This window comes from Alishewanella longhuensis, assembly GCF_014653435.1.
Lineage (GTDB): Bacteria > Pseudomonadota > Gammaproteobacteria > Enterobacterales > Alteromonadaceae > Alishewanella > Alishewanella longhuensis.
Genome location: NZ_BNAO01000001.1, coordinates 766652 through 784347 on the forward strand (window position 1 = coordinate 766652; position 17696 = coordinate 784347).

At 49.5% G+C, this 17696-nt stretch carries 12 protein-coding genes; 6 read left to right on the top strand and 6 right to left on the bottom strand.

Annotated features, from left to right (window positions below; translation table 11 throughout):
• Nucleotides 1-2 precede the first annotated feature (2 nt).
• Nucleotides 3-3800: an efflux RND transporter permease subunit gene (locus IE163_RS03235; protein ID WP_189430103.1), complete on the top strand. Its 3798-nt coding sequence runs from the start codon at nt 3-5 to the stop codon at nt 3798-3800.
• Nucleotides 3801-3856: 56 nt separating this feature from the next.
• Here IE163_RS03235 and IE163_RS03240 read toward each other — a convergent pair whose 3' ends face one another.
• On the bottom strand, nt 3857-4945 hold the full coding sequence (locus tag IE163_RS03240) for a DUF3083 family protein (RefSeq protein WP_189430105.1): 1089 nt from the start codon (nt 4943-4945) through the stop codon (nt 3857-3859).
• Nucleotides 4946-5123: 178 nt separating this feature from the next.
• On the opposite strand from IE163_RS03240, the gene IE163_RS03245 reads away from it, so the two are divergent.
• Nucleotides 5124-5768 carry a MarC family protein gene (locus IE163_RS03245; RefSeq protein ID WP_189430107.1) on the top strand — a complete coding sequence of 215 codons (645 nt, stop codon included), beginning with the start codon at nt 5124-5126 and terminating at the stop codon, nt 5766-5768.
• 107 nt (nt 5769-5875) lie between these two features.
• Here the strand turns inward: IE163_RS03245 and IE163_RS03250 are convergent, their stop codons facing one another.
• The 4 genes from IE163_RS03250 to pepA all read right to left on the bottom strand — a co-directional run bounded on the left by IE163_RS03250 (nt 5876) and on the right by pepA (nt 12497).
• Nucleotides 5876-7342: a Na+/H+ antiporter NhaC family protein gene (locus IE163_RS03250; RefSeq protein WP_229833410.1), complete on the bottom strand. Its 1467-nt coding sequence runs from the start codon at nt 7340-7342 to the stop codon at nt 5876-5878.
• Between the two features lie 288 nt (nt 7343-7630).
• Nucleotides 7631-10489, bottom strand: coding sequence for a valine--tRNA ligase (locus tag IE163_RS03255; RefSeq protein WP_189430116.1), 2859 nt, complete (start codon nt 10487-10489; stop codon nt 7631-7633).
• A 17-nt stretch (nt 10490-10506) separates the two neighbouring features.
• The gene (locus IE163_RS03260) at nt 10507-10989 is read right to left on the bottom strand and encodes a DNA polymerase III subunit chi (RefSeq protein WP_189430118.1); all 483 of its coding nucleotides are present in this window, start codon (nt 10987-10989) and stop codon (nt 10507-10509) included.
• Nucleotides 10989-12497 (bottom strand): leucyl aminopeptidase, encoded by a 1509-nt coding sequence (gene pepA / locus IE163_RS03265; protein WP_189430120.1) that lies wholly within the window; start codon nt 12495-12497, stop codon nt 10989-10991. Before pepA ends, IE163_RS03260 begins: the two co-directional genes overlap by 1 nt.
• Nucleotides 12498-12708: 211 nt before the next feature.
• Between pepA and lptF the strand changes: the two genes are divergently transcribed.
• Together lptF and lptG are read left to right on the top strand one after the other, a co-directional pair.
• Entirely contained in the window at nt 12709-13812 is a 1104-nt protein-coding gene (gene lptF, locus IE163_RS03270) for an LPS export ABC transporter permease LptF (RefSeq protein WP_189430122.1), read from the top strand.
• Nucleotide 13813: 1 nt separating this feature from the next.
• Nucleotides 13814-14881 carry an LPS export ABC transporter permease LptG gene (lptG, locus tag IE163_RS03275; protein WP_189430124.1) on the top strand — a complete coding sequence of 356 codons (1068 nt, stop codon included), beginning with the start codon at nt 13814-13816 and terminating at the stop codon, nt 14879-14881.
• A 94-nt stretch (nt 14882-14975) separates the two neighbouring features.
• On the opposite strand, the gene IE163_RS03280 is transcribed toward lptG, so the two are convergent.
• Nucleotides 14976-15479, bottom strand: coding sequence for an RDD family protein (locus IE163_RS03280; RefSeq protein WP_189430127.1), 504 nt, complete (start codon nt 15477-15479; stop codon nt 14976-14978).
• A 227-nt stretch (nt 15480-15706) separates the two neighbouring features.
• On the opposite strand from IE163_RS03280, the gene IE163_RS03285 reads away from it, so the two are divergent.
• Together IE163_RS03285 and IE163_RS03290 are read left to right on the top strand one after the other, a co-directional pair.
• Nucleotides 15707-16978, top strand: a complete 1272-nt coding sequence (locus tag IE163_RS03285; RefSeq protein WP_189430129.1) for an efflux RND transporter periplasmic adaptor subunit — start codon at nt 15707-15709, stop codon at nt 16976-16978.
• Nucleotides 16979-16991: 13 nt separating this feature from the next.
• Entirely contained in the window at nt 16992-17696 is a 705-nt protein-coding gene (locus IE163_RS03290; RefSeq protein ID WP_189430131.1) for an ABC transporter ATP-binding protein, read from the top strand.

Here is a 17696-nt window from a genome sequence, read left to right on the forward strand (position 1 = left end):
CCATGACACCGCGTATTGCCGGCTTTGGCCGGGTTATTGCCTTGCTGCTGCAACAAAAACTGTTGGTCCTGTTAAGCGCATTGATCTTGGTATTAGCCGGTATAGGGGGTTCGCCCTTTGCATGGCAACATGGTATACCGCTAAAACCGGTGGCCGTCGATGCGATACCTAACTTGGGTGAAAACCAGCAAATTGTCTTTGCTGATTGGCCCGGACGCTCACCGCAAGATGTAGAAGATCAACTCACCTATCCGCTAAGCAGTGCCTTGATGGGCGTGCCAGGGGTAAAGGACGTGCGTTCTTTATCGATGTTTGGCTTTAGCACTATCGCCTTAATATTTGAGGAAAACATTGAGTTTTACTGGGCACGCTCGCGCATTTTAGAAAAGCTGGCTAGCTTACCTGCCGATACCTTGCCCGTGGGCGTGCAACCCGCCTTGGGACCAGATGCCACCGGTTTGGGGCAAGTGTTTTGGTATACGCTAGAGGGGCGCACGCCAGAGGGCAAGCCTAGTGGCGGCTGGTCTTTGGAAGAGTTGCGCTCGGTGCAAGATTGGTATTTACGTAGTGGGCTGTTAACGGCCGAGGGCATCAGCGAAGTGGCGGCTATCGGCGGCTATCAGCGCGAATACCAGGTTGAAGTAGATGCCAATCTGCTGCGGTTGTACGATGTCACGCTGGAGCAAGTGACGGCGGCGGTGATGGCCGCGAATTTGGATGTGAGTGCTGGTAGCCGCGAGCTAAATGGGGTTGAGTACCTAATTCGAGGTGTAGGTTTTATCAAACAGTTAGCCGATTTAGAGCAGGCTGTTGTGCGCTTAGGGGCCAATAACACTCCGATTAGAGTAAAAGATGTGGCCAGCGTGAATACCGGGCCAGCGCCTCGCCGTGGTGCCTTAGATGTGGCTGGTGCCGAAGCGGTTGGCGCAGTCGTTACGGTGCGCGAAGGCTACAATCCGCGACAAGCGATTAGTCATTTGCAAGCGCGTATCGCCGAACTAAGCCCTGGCTTACCGGCAAAAGCTGTGGTGGATTGGTCTCAAGTAACCCTTACTGAGGTTGCGCAATTTGCGCAAGTACAGCAGCTTCCCGCTTTTAACCCGGCGGATGCCGCAGCATGGCTCACTTGGCTAAAGGCGCATCCGGCAGCAATGTGGCCGGATTGGCTGACCTTAAGCCAGCTGCAAATTGTGCCGTTTTATGATCGCTCAGCGTTAATTGACGAAACAGTCGGCACCTTAGAAACCACCCTAGGCTTACAATTGCTGCTAACTACCGTGGTGGTGCTGGCGGCGCTATGGCAACTACGGGCGGCCTTTGCGATAAGTTTGCTGTTGCCAGTAACGGTGCTTGGTAGCTTTTTGCTGATGCGGTTTTTTCAGGTCGAAGCCAATATCGTGGCTTTGGCCGGCATTGCCATTGCCATTGGTACCATAGTCGATTTGGGGATCATCTTCACCGAAAATGTGTTGCGCCAGCGCAGCGAGCAGCCTTATTTGCCGGTGCAGCGTGCTCTACAGCAAGCTGGGCGGGAATTAGGGCCTGCTATGTTAACGGCCATTAGCACCACCATTATCAGTTTTTTACCGGTGTTTTTTATGACCGGTGCCGAGGGCAAATTATTTGGCCCGCTGGCGTATACCAAGACCTTTGTACTGCTTAGTGCTGTTTTGCTAGCGGTTACCCTGTTGCCGGTGGTGCTGTATCTGTTGTTTGCACCTGGTAGTGCGCCATTGCGACGCAGTGTGGCCAGCCTCAGGCGGCGTGTTGCGCGCGCGTTAAGGCTGCGGGGTTTACCTTTATCAGCGCAGTTGGTTTGGCGTTTGCGCGCCTTAGTGTTAGTTGCGGTGTTAATAAGCAGCCTGATCTGGCTGTCGCAACTCTGGTTACCACTGGGGCCTGCGGCGGGGTTTTGGCAGAACCTGCTGTTTGTCAGTAGTTTATTAGTCGTGGTGTTAGGCGGTTTCTGGCTGTTCCATCGCCTTTATTTACCCTTGCTGGCAGCTTGTTTACGCTTTAAAACGCTGTTTTTACTGCTGCCCCTGTGTGTGCTACTCAGCGGTTTAAGTATTTGGTTGGGTGCTGAGCGCGTGTTGCCCGGGGTAAAAGCCGACAGTGCGCTGGCACAGCGCTTCCCAGGATTAGGCCGCGAGTTTATGCCGGCGTTAGATGAAGGTGCGTTCTTATTGATGCCAACCCTGATGCCGCATGCTGCAATAAGCGAAGCGCTGGCCGTATTGCAACAACAGGATAAAGCCATTGCTGCGATTCCTGAGGTAAAAAGCGTAGTAGGCAAAATAGGCCGTGCCGACAGCGCGCTCGATCCGGCACCGCTATCGATGATTGAAACGCTGATCCAATACCATAGCGAATATAAAACCGATGCCCATGGCAAAAGGCAGTATTTTCGTTTTGACCGCCAGCAAAACCAGTTTGTACGTGACAGTGCGGGGGCGTTAATCCCGGATCCTAAAGGGCGACCTTACCGGCAATGGCGTGATCATATTCACTCACCAGATGCAATCTGGCAGGAAATTGTGCAAGCGGCGCAGTTACCCGGTGTAACGTCAGCACCGAAACTACAGCCGATAGAAACCCGTTTACTGATGCTACAAACTGGGATGCGGGCGGCGATGGGGATAAAGCTGCAAGCGCCGGATCTGGCGACCTTAGATAAACTGGCACCTGAGTTTGAACGCTTATTGCGCCAGGCACCTGGCGTAGAACCGCTGACGGTAAATGCTGAGCGGGTGGTGGGACAACCGTATTTAACCATTGTACCTAATCGTCAGGAAATCGCCCGCCACGGGCTGAGTATGCAGCAGGTTCAGCAGACTATTAGCACCGCGTTAGCGGGTATGGATGCCGGTCGCACAGTGGAAGGGCGCGAGCGTTATCCTATTCGGGTGCGTTATCAGCGCGAACAGCGCGACAGCCTGGAAGCGCTAGCCGAGGTACTGATTGCCACGCCAGCCGGGTATGCGTTACCGCTAAGTCAATTAGCCGAGATTCACTATGAGCGCGGGCCACAGATGATCCGCTCTGAAAACAGCTTCTTAACCGCCTATATCACCTTTGGTGCTGTGCCGGGTGTGGCCGAAGTCGATGCGGTGGCCAAGGTGCAAGCTTACTTGGCGGCGCAAATCAACAGCGGTGAGCTTACACTGCCGCCTGGTGTGAGTTATCAATTTGCCGGCAGTTATCAACAGCAACAAAGCGCTGCGGCTACCTTAAGCTGGCTGATCCCGCTAGCTTTATTGCTAATTTTTATGCTGCTGTATCTGCAGTTTAAAGCGATAAGCACGGCGCTGATGATCTTTAGCAGTATTGCCATTGCCTGGGCCGGTGGCTTTATTGCGCTGGATGCCTTCGCCCAGCCACATTTTCTGCATACCGAGTGGTTTGGCGCTAATTTGCGTGAGCTGTTTAATCTGCAAAGCTATAACCTAAGTATTGCCGTCTGGGTGGGCTTTCTGGCGTTATTCGGCATAGCGGTAGACGATGGCATTGTGATGGCGACGTACTTAAAGCAACAATTTGCCGCAGTTAAACCACAAAGCCGGGCAGAGATCCGGCAAGTGGCCTGTGCCGCTGCCGCCAAAAGAATCAAACCTTGTTTAATGACCTCCGCTACCACTATCTTGGCATTATTGCCGGTACTCAGTTCCAGCGGTCGCGGTGCGGACCTGATGATCCCGATGGCCGTACCAACACTTGGCGGTATGCTGTTTGTGCTGCTTAGCGTCTTTATGGTACCGGTACTCTATGCCGCACGGGAAGAGTGGCGGTTAAAGGTGTGATGTGATGATATAAGGCCGAAGTGCTAACACGCCGGCCTTATCATTTATCGCAGAGCTTAGCTGTGATAGCTAATATGCTGATGGAAACGCACGGTTAAATCATCGCGCTCTGGTTGCAGATTAACTGCTTTTGCAAAGCGGCGTAGAGCGCTTTCCACTTCATTCATAAAGCGGCCATAGCCCATATCGGTTTGATCTGCGGGCGTGGCAAAGATCACCAGCTGCATCATTTCTACCAGCTTATCACCTTGTAAATCGCTAATAAGTTGGCCGTTTTCAATGCTGTGATCAAAACCAATCATTTGCAGCTCTTGGCCATGACTGCTTTTATCGTACTGACTATTGCGCACTAAAGGCAATAAACCATTGGCCAGCACTGCTAAATGCTGCAGTTTTTCTTGTTGGCAAGCGCTAACAAACTGCTCTGACACATGCTGATACAGTGGTAAATAGGGTGCTGTGCTTTGCAAATCAATTGCCACTTGCTCCTTTAAGCGCCGGCTTAAGGGCAAATTAACGATCACATAGGTTAAGGCACTATGCTTGGGTAGCTCGCACTTCCTCGCCTTGTAACGAGCATCGATAGAGCGCAGTTTAAAGCCATAACTCTCTTTACTACCTTTGGCTTTAGCAAACAAATCATAGGTGAGGTGTTGGTGATCCCGCACTTTAATTTGTAAATTTGCCAGAGCTAAGCGATTTTTAAACTCGGTAAGTAAAGCGGTAACCTGCTGATGGAAACTGGCGGCATTAGAGCGTAGCGGCTGCTCGGTAGCTAAAAATAATAAAGAAATTTTGCGCGTTCTAACCTTAGGATCAAAAAAGCTATGATGGGCTTCATGATAGCTAGGGTTGTAGAAAAACAAAATTTGCTCGGCAGTTTGCAGTACATAGGCTTCCTGGTGAAAGCGCACTACCGGTGTTTTGCCGTTGGCAATAAAATGGACATTGCGTAAGCCAAATTGATCAGTTAAGGCAAATAGCTTTTGCGCTAAGTCCTGATATAAGGCTTGATAAGGGGCTTCTGTGGATGAAGAAGGAAAGCGTGCAACAAGTTCATCACTGAGTACAAATTCAGCCAGTAAATATTGATTGTCGCGGGCTGCGGCGGGTAAATAGACTTTATGTTGCGAACTCACGGGCATAACCTAACTCCTGTACAGACTAAAATTTCAGCGATTGTAACAAAAAGATCTTAGCAAAGGCTATTTTGTTGAAATTATATCAATTAGGGCGTGTTGACGTTTGCTAATTAACTTCATCTTTGGCTTGCAGAAATTTGCTAGAATAGCGCTTTTGCTGTCGTAACCTTTTGGATATGTTATGTCTGTGACTTTATTAATCGATTATTGGTTAATTGCCATCACGGCGTTGTTTGTAGTGGTTAATCCACTGACCACCGCCTTTATTTTTGTTTCCTTACTACCCAATGCTACTGCTTTGCAGCGCCGGCGAGCAGCTAAGCGCTCGACTTTGGTGTCTGCAGGTATTTTTCTGGTATTTGGCTTGTTAGGTAGTTTTATTTTTAAGGTCTTTGGTATTACCTTAGAAGCGTTTCGGATAGCGGGTGGCTTAATCTTATTTGGCATTGCGATGAGTATGATGCAAAAAGGCTTAGATGACGGAGAAGAAGCGACAGGTAAGGAGCCGCATCCGGATGGTAAGTTAGCAAAGGATGTGTCTATTATTCCGCTAGCTATACCTTTTATTGCTGGGCCCGGTGCTATTGCTACGGTGATGATCCTCACCAGTGAAGCGCAGTCAGTGGCGCATTTTATTACTGTGTTATTAGCCATAGCAATAACCACCTTTTCTTGTTATTTGGCGATGATTTATGCGCATGTGTTGGTGCGCTATGTGGGTGAGACTGGCAAAGAGATAATGACCCGGTTGTTTGGCTTAATTTTATCGGTTATTGCGGTGCAGTTTGTGATTAACGGGGTAGTGGATGTTTATCGTAGTTTGTAAATAGAGTTTATAAATATAGGTTTGCATTGCCATATCAAAGTGATGTGAGTATAAACCCCAAAATAAAACAGGGCGCCTCGGCGCCCTGTTTGCTTTAACATAAAACGTTATGCAATAACGATAAAGCCGACAAAAGCCAGTACTGCCGCAATAAAGGCGTAAGGGAACTGAGTTAGCGCATGGCTCATTAAATTACAGCCAGAGCCTTGTGCGGCTAGCACCGTTGAGTCACTGTAAAAACAAGCCTGACTACCAAAAGAGCTGGCAGATAATAGGGCACCTATCACCAGCGGAATATTTGCATCTACCGCTACCGCCAGTGGCATCACGATAGGGATAGACACCGCGAAAATCCCCCAGCTTGAGCCTGTGACAAAGGCTAGAATAGCCATAGCAACGAATACCAAGGCCGGTAACATTTGCGCTGTCATATAGGGTGCAAGATTTTCTATCACATAAAGCGGTAAACCCAGTTGGTCGCACACATCTTTAAAGGTAAAAGCGGCAATCACCGTACAGATAGCCGGTAGCATGGTTTTAAAACCGTGCATCATCAGCTCCATCATCTCGGTAAATGGCATTAAACGCTGCGCCATATACATGGGGATGGTAAGGATAAAGGTTAAAATTAAGGCCGGCCAAATTTCGGCTTCAAACCAGATGGTAAAGCCAATCAGCATTAACATGGGCAGCAAGAAGTTATATAACTTACCGCCTTTTTTATCTGAGGCATCAAACTCTTCTTCGAACGCTTCTACGGCAAAATCATCGCTGGTATGGGTATGCGATGCGGCAGTTTCCGCTGGGGCGTCAACGTTACCGCTAGATAGCTGCGCAGCCAGCTCGGCTTTTTTCATCGGGCCTATCAGTGGCATGATACCTAGTATGACTAGCGGCACCATTATCAGTGCTAACCAGGCATACAACATATAAGGTATAGCGGTAATGTAGGTTTTAATACCATTTGGATCTGTTTCCGGTGCGATACCATTAGCGACTAATAAACCACCAAAGAAAATTGCCCAGGTAGAAATGGGTACTAATACGCACATAGGGGCGGCGGTTGAGTCCACCACATAAGCTAACATTTCCCGCGAAACCTTGTATTTATCGGTAATACGCTTCATGGTTTCACCCACGGTAAGCGCATTTAAGTAATCATCGATAAAGATAATTAATCCTAATAAATAAGTCATAAACAGCGAGGGTTTACGGCCACTGGCATATTGCTGGGCCATCCGGCCAAACGCAAAAGCACCACCGGTATGCACTAACAGCGCAATTAAGGCACCAAAGCCACCACAAACCAGAATTAACCAGCCAATGGTTTCATCTTGCATTACCCGTACTGAGGTTTCGCCTAAATTAAATAAGGCATCTTTTGGCGAACCCAAAAACAGCAAGCCTGAAGCCGCGCCTAGCACTAACGCCAGAATAGGGCGCTTTAGCCAGATAGCGAATAACAGTACAACAATAGGTGGAATTAAACTGATTGCGGAAGGTGATACAGCGGCCGCTTCGGCCGCCGCAGCAACAGGCTCGGCCAAACTCCCTAAGGTTTCATCTGCTGACATGGTTTTTATTCTCGTATAAAAGTCCGGCAAGCCGGCAAAAAGTTAAGGTAACCGTTGCAGCAGATCTGACAACTCAACGGTGCTAGGCCCTGCGCCAGTGACTGCTTATGCACTTGAAAAGTATGCATTAGTGGCAGTTGCAGGGGGTGTTTGATCTTTATTCAAACAAACCGATGCATCATAGCAAAAAATCGCTTTTGTACAATTGGAATCTTTAGCGTAAGTTATAATGAAAAGCCAGTCTGAGTCTGTCAGACTGGCTTTATTTTTTTCAAAATAGGCTTGGCTTTAAAGCGCAGCAATTTCCGCTTGCTGTGCCTGTAACTTGGCGACGGCCTGCTCCAGCTCGCCTTGCTTAGCGCGCTCTTTTTCCAGCACGGCCTCTGGCGCTTTGGCTACAAAGCCTTCGTTGCTAAGTTTACCGGCGACACGCGCTAGCTCTTGCTGGGTTTTTTCCAGTTGTTTGGCAATGCGGCTTAGCTCAGCCTCTTTGTCAATTAAGCCGGCCATCGGGATCAACAGATCCATACTGCCAATTAGCTGGGTGGCGCAAGCAGGGGCTTTGGCGTCGGCTGCCAGCACGTCCAGCGTTTCTAACTTAGCCATGACCATCAGGAAGTTACGGTTCTCAGCTAAGCGGCGTGTTTCTTCGGCATTGAGATTGCGCAATAGCACATTAAGCGGCTTGCTTGGTGCAATATTCATTTCACCGCGCACATTACGAATGGCGGTAATCACCGCTTTTAGCCACTCTAAATCGGCCAGTGCGGTTTCATCCACCAGCTCGCTTTGATACTCAGGGTAAGCCGCCAGCATAATGCTATCGCCGCTAATACCTGCCAGCGGTTTCACCGCTTGCCAGATACTTTCTGTCATATAAGGCATTATCGGGTGCATTAAGCGCAATAAGCTTTCTAGTACCGTAATGAGCGTATGGCGCGTGCCGCGCTGCTCGGCTTCGCTGCCTTTAAACAATACCGGCTTGGTCAGTTCTAAGTACCAATCGCAGAACTGGTTCCAGGTAAACTCATAGAGCGCGGTAGCGGCTAGATCAAAGCGATAGGTATCAAAGTAATGCCGCACTTGTTTTACGGTTTGTTGATACTGGGCCAAAATCCACTTATCGGCCAGTGACAGTACTTTATCGTCACTGCCAAAGCCGCAATCTTTTTCTTCGGTATTCATTAGCACATAACGGCTGGCATTCCATAGCTTATTACAGAAATTCCGATAGCCTTCTAAGCGCTTCATATCCCAATTAATATCACGGCCGGTAGAGGCCAGTGCGGCTAGAGTAAAGCGCACCGCATCGGTACCGCTGCTTGGGATCCCTTCTGGGAATTGCTTGGTGGTGCGATCAGCAATTTGCTTGGCTAATTGCGGCTGCATCATATTGCTGGTGCGCTTGGCCAGTAAGTCTTCCAGGCTGATGCCATCAATCATATCCAGCGGATCAATCACATTGCCTTTCGACTTCGACATTTTATCGCCGTTTTCATCGCGAATCAGGCCCGTTACATACACTGTTTTGAAGGGTACCTGCGGTTTGCCGTCGGCATCTTTAATAAAGTGCATCGTCATCATAATCATCCGGGCTACCCAGAAGAAAATGATGTCAAAGCCAGTTACTAATACATCAGTAGGATGGAAGTTCTTTAAATCTTCCGTTTCTTCTGGCCAGCCTAAGGTCGAGAAGGTCCAAAGTGCCGAGCTAAACCAGGTGTCCAGTACATCGTTATCCTGGTTTAAGCTGACGCTTGCAGCCAACTGATACTTAGCGCGTACTTCGGCTTCGTTTCGACCCACATAGACGTTGCCGTCTGCGTCGTACCAGGCTGGAATACGATGGCCCCACCACAGCTGCCGCGAGATACACCAATCCTGAATATCACGCATCCAGCTGTAGTACATATTTTCGTACTGCTTAGGCACAAACTGGATATCGCCATTTTCTACCGCTTCGGTAGCGGTTTTGGCCAGTGGCGCTACCCGCACATACCATTGATCGGTGAGCATTGGCTCAATCACCACACCGCTGCGATCGCCGTAAGGCAGGGTATTGTTAATCTCTTCAATATTTTCTAATAAGCCTGCGGCCTCAAAGGCAGCTACTATGGCTTTACGCGCAGCGTAGCGCTCTAAGCCTTGATAATCTTGTGGGATAGCCGCAGTCAGGCTGGTATTAAGTTCACCATTGCTGCAGAAACACTCGCCTTCGCTACGAATAGTGGCATCTGGGGTCAGCACGTTAATCATCGGTAACTGATGACGTTTACCGACTTCGTAATCGTTAAAGTCATGCGCTGGGGTGATTTTTACGCAGCCGCTGCCTTTTTCCATATCGGCATGCTCATCGGCGATAATCGGAATACGGCGATTTACCAGCGGTAATAGTATTTCTTTGCCGATCAATGCCTGATAACGCTCATCGACCGGGTTTACCGCCACAGCAGTATCACCCAGCATGGTTTCTGGGCGGGTTGTCGCCACCACCAGATAGTTTTTGCCATCGGCGGTCAAAACGCCATCGGCCAGCGGGTAGCGCAGGTGCCAGAATTTGCCTTTTTGATCTTTGTTTTCAACTTCCAGATCTGAGATAGCTGTGTGTAGCTTAGGATCCCAGTTGACCAGCCGCTTGCCGCGATAAATTAAATCGTCTTCATACAGGCGTACAAAGACTTCCTGCACGGCATTCGATAGGCCTTCATCCATGGTAAAGCGTTCACGATCCCAGTCTACCGAGTTGCCTAAACGGCGCATTTGCTCAGTAATGGTGCCACCAGATTCGGCTTTCCACTCCCAAATTTTTTCAATAAAGGTATCGCGGCCTAGTTCATGCCGACCTGGTAAGCCTTCTTGTGCCAGTTTACGCTCAACCACCATTTGGGTAGCAATACCGGCGTGATCGGTACCCACCTGCCATAGCGCATTTTTGCCCTGCATCCGCTGATAGCGGGTAAGCGCATCCATAATGGTTTGTTGGAAAGCATGACCCATATGTAAGCTGCCGGTCACATTGGGCGGCGGGATCATAATGCAGTAGTTATTACCGGGGCGGTTATCGCCATTCGGTTTAAAATAGCCTTTGCTTTCCCAGGCTTGATACATAGCCTGTTCGATTTCGCTGGGGTTGAAGGTTTTTTCCATCAGAGACACCTGTATATTCAGCCGATAGTCACGGTTTCGGGGGTGATACCGGCTTGACGATATTGCTTATAACGTTCCCGCGCCTGCGCCTTTAGCGCCGGCTCTGCCGGAACAAATTCGATAACACTGGCAAAACGCCGGGCAAAGTCTGGCATCTTGTCGGTGAGGTTAATGAGTACCTGGCGGCTTTGCCGCGGTGGCTGCCAGCCAATTTCTATTGGCGCACCGCGTGCTGGGCCTTCGCCGCTAAGGTTGTGCGGCACAAAGCTATCGGGATCAAACTGCCATAGCAATTCATCGATAAACTCAGCCTGTTGTTGGTCGCTAGTATAAACAAAAACGCGCTGTTTGGCGCGGTACAAATCGGCACAGAGCTGGCAGGCAAAAGCAAAATGAGCTGACGCAGGCGACAGCTCATTGTGGGGTTCTGCCGCAGTAGAAGAAGCAGCATGGTTAACTGAGTCAGCTGACTCAGTTAACACATAAAAGGTCACGCTCATTAATGATCCTGATTATTGCCAGTGCGATTGATCAGGAACTGGGTTAACAGCGCCACTGGCCGTCCGGTTGAGCCTTTATCTTTGCCACCACTACGCCAGGCGGTACCGGCAATATCCAGATGCGCCCAGTTATATTTGCGGGTAAAGCGCGATAAGAAGCAGGCGGCAGTGATAGTGCCAGCAGCGCGGCCGCCTAAATTGCTAAAGTCGGCAAAGGGGCTTTCCAGCTGATCCTGATACTCATCCCACAAGGGTAAGCGCCAGGCTCTGTCGCCACTTTGCTCGGAAGCATTAAGAATTTCATGGGCCAGTGGATTATGGTTACTGAGTAACCCTGAAGCATGTTTACCCAAGGCGATAACACAGGCACCGGTTAGGGTAGCGACATCAATGACCAGCTCAGGATCAAAGCGCTCCACATAGGTCAGGGCATCACATAATACCAAACGCCCTTCGGCGTCAGTATTCAGTACCTCAACCGTTTGCCCTGACATGGTGGTTAAGATATCACCTGGTCGATACGCATTGGCGTCAGGCATATTTTCAGCCGCGGCTAAAATGGCAATGATATTCACCGGTAGCTGTAAATTGATTACCGCATGCATAGTGCCAAACACTGAGGCGGCACCACACATATCAAATTTCATTTCATCCATACCATCGCCCGGCTTTAAGCTAATACCGCCGGAATCAAAGGTCAGGCCTTTACCTACTAATACTACAGGCGCGCTATCATCGTTGGCGCCCTGATATTTAATGACCGACATAGTAGGTTGATTGACTGAACCGCGGCCTACTGCGAGGTAAGAATTCATGCCAAGGGCGCTCATCTCCGGTACGCCGAGTACTTCAACGCTGACTTTATCTGATAAGCTGGTTAAGGCTTTTGCTTGTTCGGCTAAGTAGGCTGGCGTACAGATGTTCGGCGGCATATTGCCCACGTCTTTACATTGCTTCACACCTGCCGCAATGGCCAGGCCATGTTCTACAGCGCGCTCGCCAATGGTTAGATCGCGACGGGTGGGCACGTTAAAGACAATTTTGCGTAGTGGCCGGCGGGTCTCGTCTTTTTTGCTTTTTAGCTTATCAAAGACATAGAGGCAATCTTGGGTAGTTTCTACCGCATGACGTACTTTCCAGTAAGTATCCCGGCCTTTTACATGTAGCTCGGATAAAAAGCAAACGGCTTCCATAGAGCCGGTTTCATTTAGGGTGCTAATGGTTTTAGCAATAATCTGGCGGTACTGACGCTCATCTAATTCGCGCTCTTTGCCACAGCCTACCAGTAATACCCGCTCGCTAAGTACATTAGGAACATGGTGCAATAACAGCATTTGGCCAGGCTTACCTTCCAGATCACCTCGGCGCAATAAGTTACTGATATAACCTTCACTGATTTTATCCAGTTGCTCTGCTACTGCGGAAAGACGGCGTGGTTCATAAACGCCAACAACGATACAGGCACTGCGTTGTTTTTCCGGACTTCCGCTTTTTACGCTGAACTCCATGCTTACTCCTGATTCTAAGAGACTGTGCTACTATTGGCGTTAAAGCATTTATCACTGCCGGTAGCTGGATATTTAATAGGGCAATTTTACCGCGATTCATTAAAAAAGCTCGGATTTTTCGCTGCTTTGCCCGATAATAAAGGGTGAAAATAACAAGTTTACTGAAAAATCACCAGCTTTCCAGTGAAAAGACAGGTTTTTAGGGGGCGTTTTGATTATTTTTCGTTATCTGATTGGTGAAGTGTTTCGTGCCCAGTTAGCTGTCTTTATCATTTTAACCACCATTATTATCAGTCAGCGCTTTGTGAAAATACTGGCTGATGCCTCTGAAGGGGAAATTCCCGGGCAATTAGTAATGAGTATAGTGGCACTAAAATTACCGCAATTGGCGGTGATTATTCTGCCACTGAGTGCCTTTTTAGGTATTTTAGTGGCTTACGGGCGGATTTATGCCGACAGCGAAATGACTGTACTGCATGCCACCGGGGTCAGCGAATGGTATGTCACTCGCTTAACTTTGCTGTTATCTATTGTGATGGCGTTGTTGGCTGGGGCGGTAACCTTGTATTTAAGCCCCTGGGCTACGGAGCGTGAATATCAACTATTAGAGCGTGCCGAGTCTGACGCGGGTTTATTTTCTCTGGTACCTGGTCGCTTTCAGCATACTTCCAATGAAAAAGCCGTAATTTTTGTGCAAGAGGTGAGTCGCTCAGGCGTTCAGCTCTCAAAAGTTTTTGTGGCCCAGAGTAGCGAAAAAGAAGGCGAGCTAGGGCATGCTATTGTTTATGCAGAAGCTGGGGCGGTAACCGAAGATCCGCAAACCGGTGCGCAAATGTTGCAATTAAAGCAAGGCCGTCGCTATGCCGGTGATGGCCAGTCACCTGCCTACGAGATCACCGAGTTTGGCAGCTACCATATGCAAATCCGCGAACAACAGGCTGAGCAACGACGTCGTAAGCTCAGTAGTCTAAGTACGCCAGCGCTACTGCAAGAAAGTAGTGCTGAAGCCGTTGCGGAGTGGCATTGGCGCATTGCGATTCCCTTGTCTATTCCAATACTTACCTTAATCGCTGTGCCCTTAGCCCGGGTAAATCCGAGGCAGGGTAAATTTGGTCGCTTACTACCGGCCTTATTACTGTATTTGGGATATTACGCTTTATTGATTATTGCCCGTTCAGCGCTGGAAGACGGTAAAATTCCGCCACAGTTCGGCATGTGGTGGCTGCACCTTTCTGGCCTTATTCTTGGTACTGCACTTATTATGCGTACCAGGGCAAGTGCCCAAAAACTTCGGGCTTGGGTGGCGGGGCGCTAATATGTTGAAAATTCTTGATCTTTATATTGGCCGCACTATTTTAACCACCAGCGCGATGACGCTAAGCGTGTTGCTAGCGTTGTCATCAATGTTTCGGTTTATTGATCAGATGCGCTCTATCGGCCGTGGTTATTACGATATGGTGCATGCCGCGCTCTTTACGCTCTATAGTGTACCTGGCGATGTAGTGACCTTCTTCCCGATGGCAGCTTTAATAGGCGGTTTAATTGGCTTGGGTATGTTAGCCAGTAGTAGCGAGCTGGTGGTGATGCAGGCGGCGGGATTGTCACGGTTAAATATTATTAGCTCGGTAATGAAATCAGCGGTGCTGATGGTACTGGTGATGATGGCGGTAGCCGAGTGGGGTGCGCCGGTCAGTGACAGAGCTGCCAGGGAATTACGTATTAAAGCCATTTCCGATGGCAATGTGTTTGCCGCACGGCAAGGCGTTTGGGCCAAAGATGGCGATAGCTTTGTTAATATCAAAGAGGTGGATGATTTAGGGAATCTGAAAGATATTATTATCTATCAGTTTGATCAAAACCTGGCGTTAACCACGGTAACCAGTGCTGTTGCTGCCCAGTATGTAGATGATGCCTGGCGCTTGCAGCAAGTGACGGAGCTAAGCTTTGGCGAAGAGCAAATTATGCAAGCACAGCAAGCAACGCAGCGTTGGCGCTCAACCTTAACCCCAGACAAACTGAGTGTGGTGAGTATTAAGCCAGAGATGTTGTCACTTAAAGGCTTAAATGAGTATATCGATTATTTAAAACAAAATGGTCAGGAAGCCAGCCGCTATGAACTGGCTTACTGGCGCAAGGTATTACAGCCATTAACCGTAGCGGCGATGTTGTTGTTGGCGTTGTCCTTTATCTTTGGGCCGCTACGCAGTGTCACTATGGCCGCAAGGGTGTTGCTGGGTATTTTAACTGGCTTTGGTTTTTATATGAGTAACGAAGTGTTTGGCCCGCTGGCACTGGTGTACCAGTTGCCGCCACTGGCCGGGGCTGCGATACCCAGCATCCTGTTTATCGGTATTTCACTCTATTTTATGCGTAAGAAAATTTAGCCAAGTTAGCGTATGAATGAGTGTTAAGCCTGCAATTTTGCAGGCTTTTTGCTTATAGCTAGGGCGTATTGAGCTTTGCTGGTTGTTTCTTGGCTTAGCGGGCGGTTTTGTGCAGATTTAATATCTTACTTTGTTCTTTTGTCAGCACGATCATCTGCGTATTGGTGAGTTGATCCTGCAAGGCAAGCCCCTTACCCCAGCGTAACCAAAGCCAGAAATTGCCGAGCCCACCCAGGGATAACAAGGCACGACTTAGCGCCTGGTTCAGGCTTAATGGCGTACCTTCTTTCGTTACTAATAATAAACGCCAAGCGCGCATCCCCAGCGTTTGCCCGGCTTTGCACCAAAAATAGCTGTAAAAGCCTAATATTACCGCTACGTAATAACTTAAATGTACCCAGCGCCGCCAACCGCTATTTAGGTAGTCGGCCAGATCGGTATAACCCTGCAACGAGACTAGCGAACTCCAAACCAATATTTGCACGAACAGCATCGCCAAGCCGGCGGCCAACATAATAATGGCACAAAGAATAAGCACGTCATAAATAATGGCCGATAAGCGCCGGGCAAAACCTGCTCTGGGGGCATCAAGGTACATAAGTCGCTTCCACAAGTAAGAGCGCACAAGTTTAGCATGCTCAAACCCCGGTACCAACAGCTGTTCGCGGCTGTCCGCAGCCTGTTCCGCGGACACATTAAGTGTCCGCGGACAGGTGTTTTGCGTTGCGATTCCATTAATTTTAATAAAAAACAACTAGTTAAATTCTGGCATCAAAAGTGCTAAGTCTATATTGCCCTCTAAGTGGATGATAACGGACAACAATAATGAACTCAGGCAGTATTCAAAGCACCAGCACTCAGGATCGGGTTATTGCGAAACCTAAGCGCCGCATCAATGGCTGGCTATTGGCGATACCCCCGGTGCTGTTGGCAACAGGTTTTTTCTTATGGCAGCAGGCTGGCAGCCACGCTGGGTTAGTAGTGCCACGGCAGCAAGTGCAAATGGCGATAGTACAGCGCGGTGATTTAATTCGAGATATCGCGGCGCAAGGCCGCATTGTAGCGGCGAATGCGCCTACCTTGTATAGCCAGGAAGCGGGGCAAATCGAATTTTTTAAGCAACCTGGCGAATCGGTTATTGCAGGGGAATTACTGGCCCGGATCAGTAGCCCGGCACTGGAAAGCTTGCTGCAGCAGCAACAAGCTGTGCTTAGCGTGTTACAGGCTGATGCTGAGCGATCGGCCTTACAGGCGCGCGAGCAGCAGTTGGATATGGAGCAGGTGATGAACACCGCGCAAGTCAATTTACTGGCTGCGCGGCGTGAGCTGCAACGCGCCCAGCAATCGATTGAGATGGGCGTGATCCGCAAACTGGATTTTGATGTGGCGCAAGATCGCCTAACTCAGGCTGAGCTGGAATTTGATCATGCCAGCCGCAAAGTAGAACTGGCCAAAGATAAGCTGACGTTTGAGCAGCAATCGCGGCTACAGGACATTCAGCGCCAGGGCTTAGTGGTGGCCGAGTTATCACGCAAATTGCAGGCACTGGATATTACCGCGCCCGTAACTGGGCAACTGGGTAACTGGCTGGTTGAACAGCAAAGCCATGTGCTCGCCGGGCAAATGTTGCTTACCGTGATTGATTTATCCCGCTACGAAGCCGAGTTACATGTAGCAGAAAGCTATGCCCGCGATTTGCTGCCTGGTATGGCGGTAGAGATCACGGTCGGCAACCAGCAGCTAAGCGGTCAAATCAGCTACATCGCACCAGAGGTGCGCAATAATCAGGTCAGTGCCCGCGTGCGTTTTGCGGATAGCGAAGCCCAGAGTTTACGGCAAAGTCAGCGGGTCAGTGCCCGGGTTCTGCTGGAGCATAAGCAGGATGTGCTGAAAATTGCCCGCGGTGACTTTGTCGCCTCAGGCGGCGGCCGGGTGGCCTATCAGGTACTAGACAATCAAGCGATTAAAAAGCCGGTGGAGCTGGGCGCCTTATCGGTGCAATGGGTAGAGGTTTTAAGCGGGGCCGTGGAAGGTGATCAATGGATCATTTCCAATCTGGCCGAATTCAAAGATGAAGCACGGGTTAATTTAAACTAAGCGGGGAAGCAGCATGATCCATATTACGCAATTAAATAAAGTATTTCGCACCGAACTGATTGAAACCCAGGCGCTGCACAATATCAATCTCAGTGTCGCGGAAGGTGAATTTGTCGCCCTGACTGGCCCTTCGGGCTCAGGTAAATCAACACTGTTGAATATCTTAGGTACCCTGGAGAGTTATGACAGCGGTGATTATCAGCTCGACGGCCAATCCGTTACCGGCATGACAGACAGTGCTTTGTCAGCACTGCGCAATGAAAAAATTGGCTTTATCTTTCAAAGCTTTAACCTTATTAAAGATTTTAGTATCTACGACAATATCGAACTGCCACTGCGTTATCGCGGTTTTAGCGCCGCCGAGCGCAAACAGCGGGTTGAGCAGGCACTAGAGCGGGTCGGGCTGGCCGGGCGGCGTAGCTATTTACCGGGGCAATTATCCGGTGGTCAGCAGCAGCGGGTTGCCATCGCCCGGGCGCTGGCCGGTTCGCCACGTATTTTGCTCGCCGACGAACCCACAGGTAACCTTGATTCCTTAATGGCGCGCCAGGTCATGGAATTATTAGAGCAACTAAACCGCGAAGGCTGCACCATTTTAATGGTAACGCATGATCCTGAGCAGGCGCGCCGGGCAGGCCGCCATGTGCAGATTGTCGATGGCATGCTAAGTGATGCCACTGTGTATCAACCGCTGGTAGCCCAGGCTGTGAATCAGTAA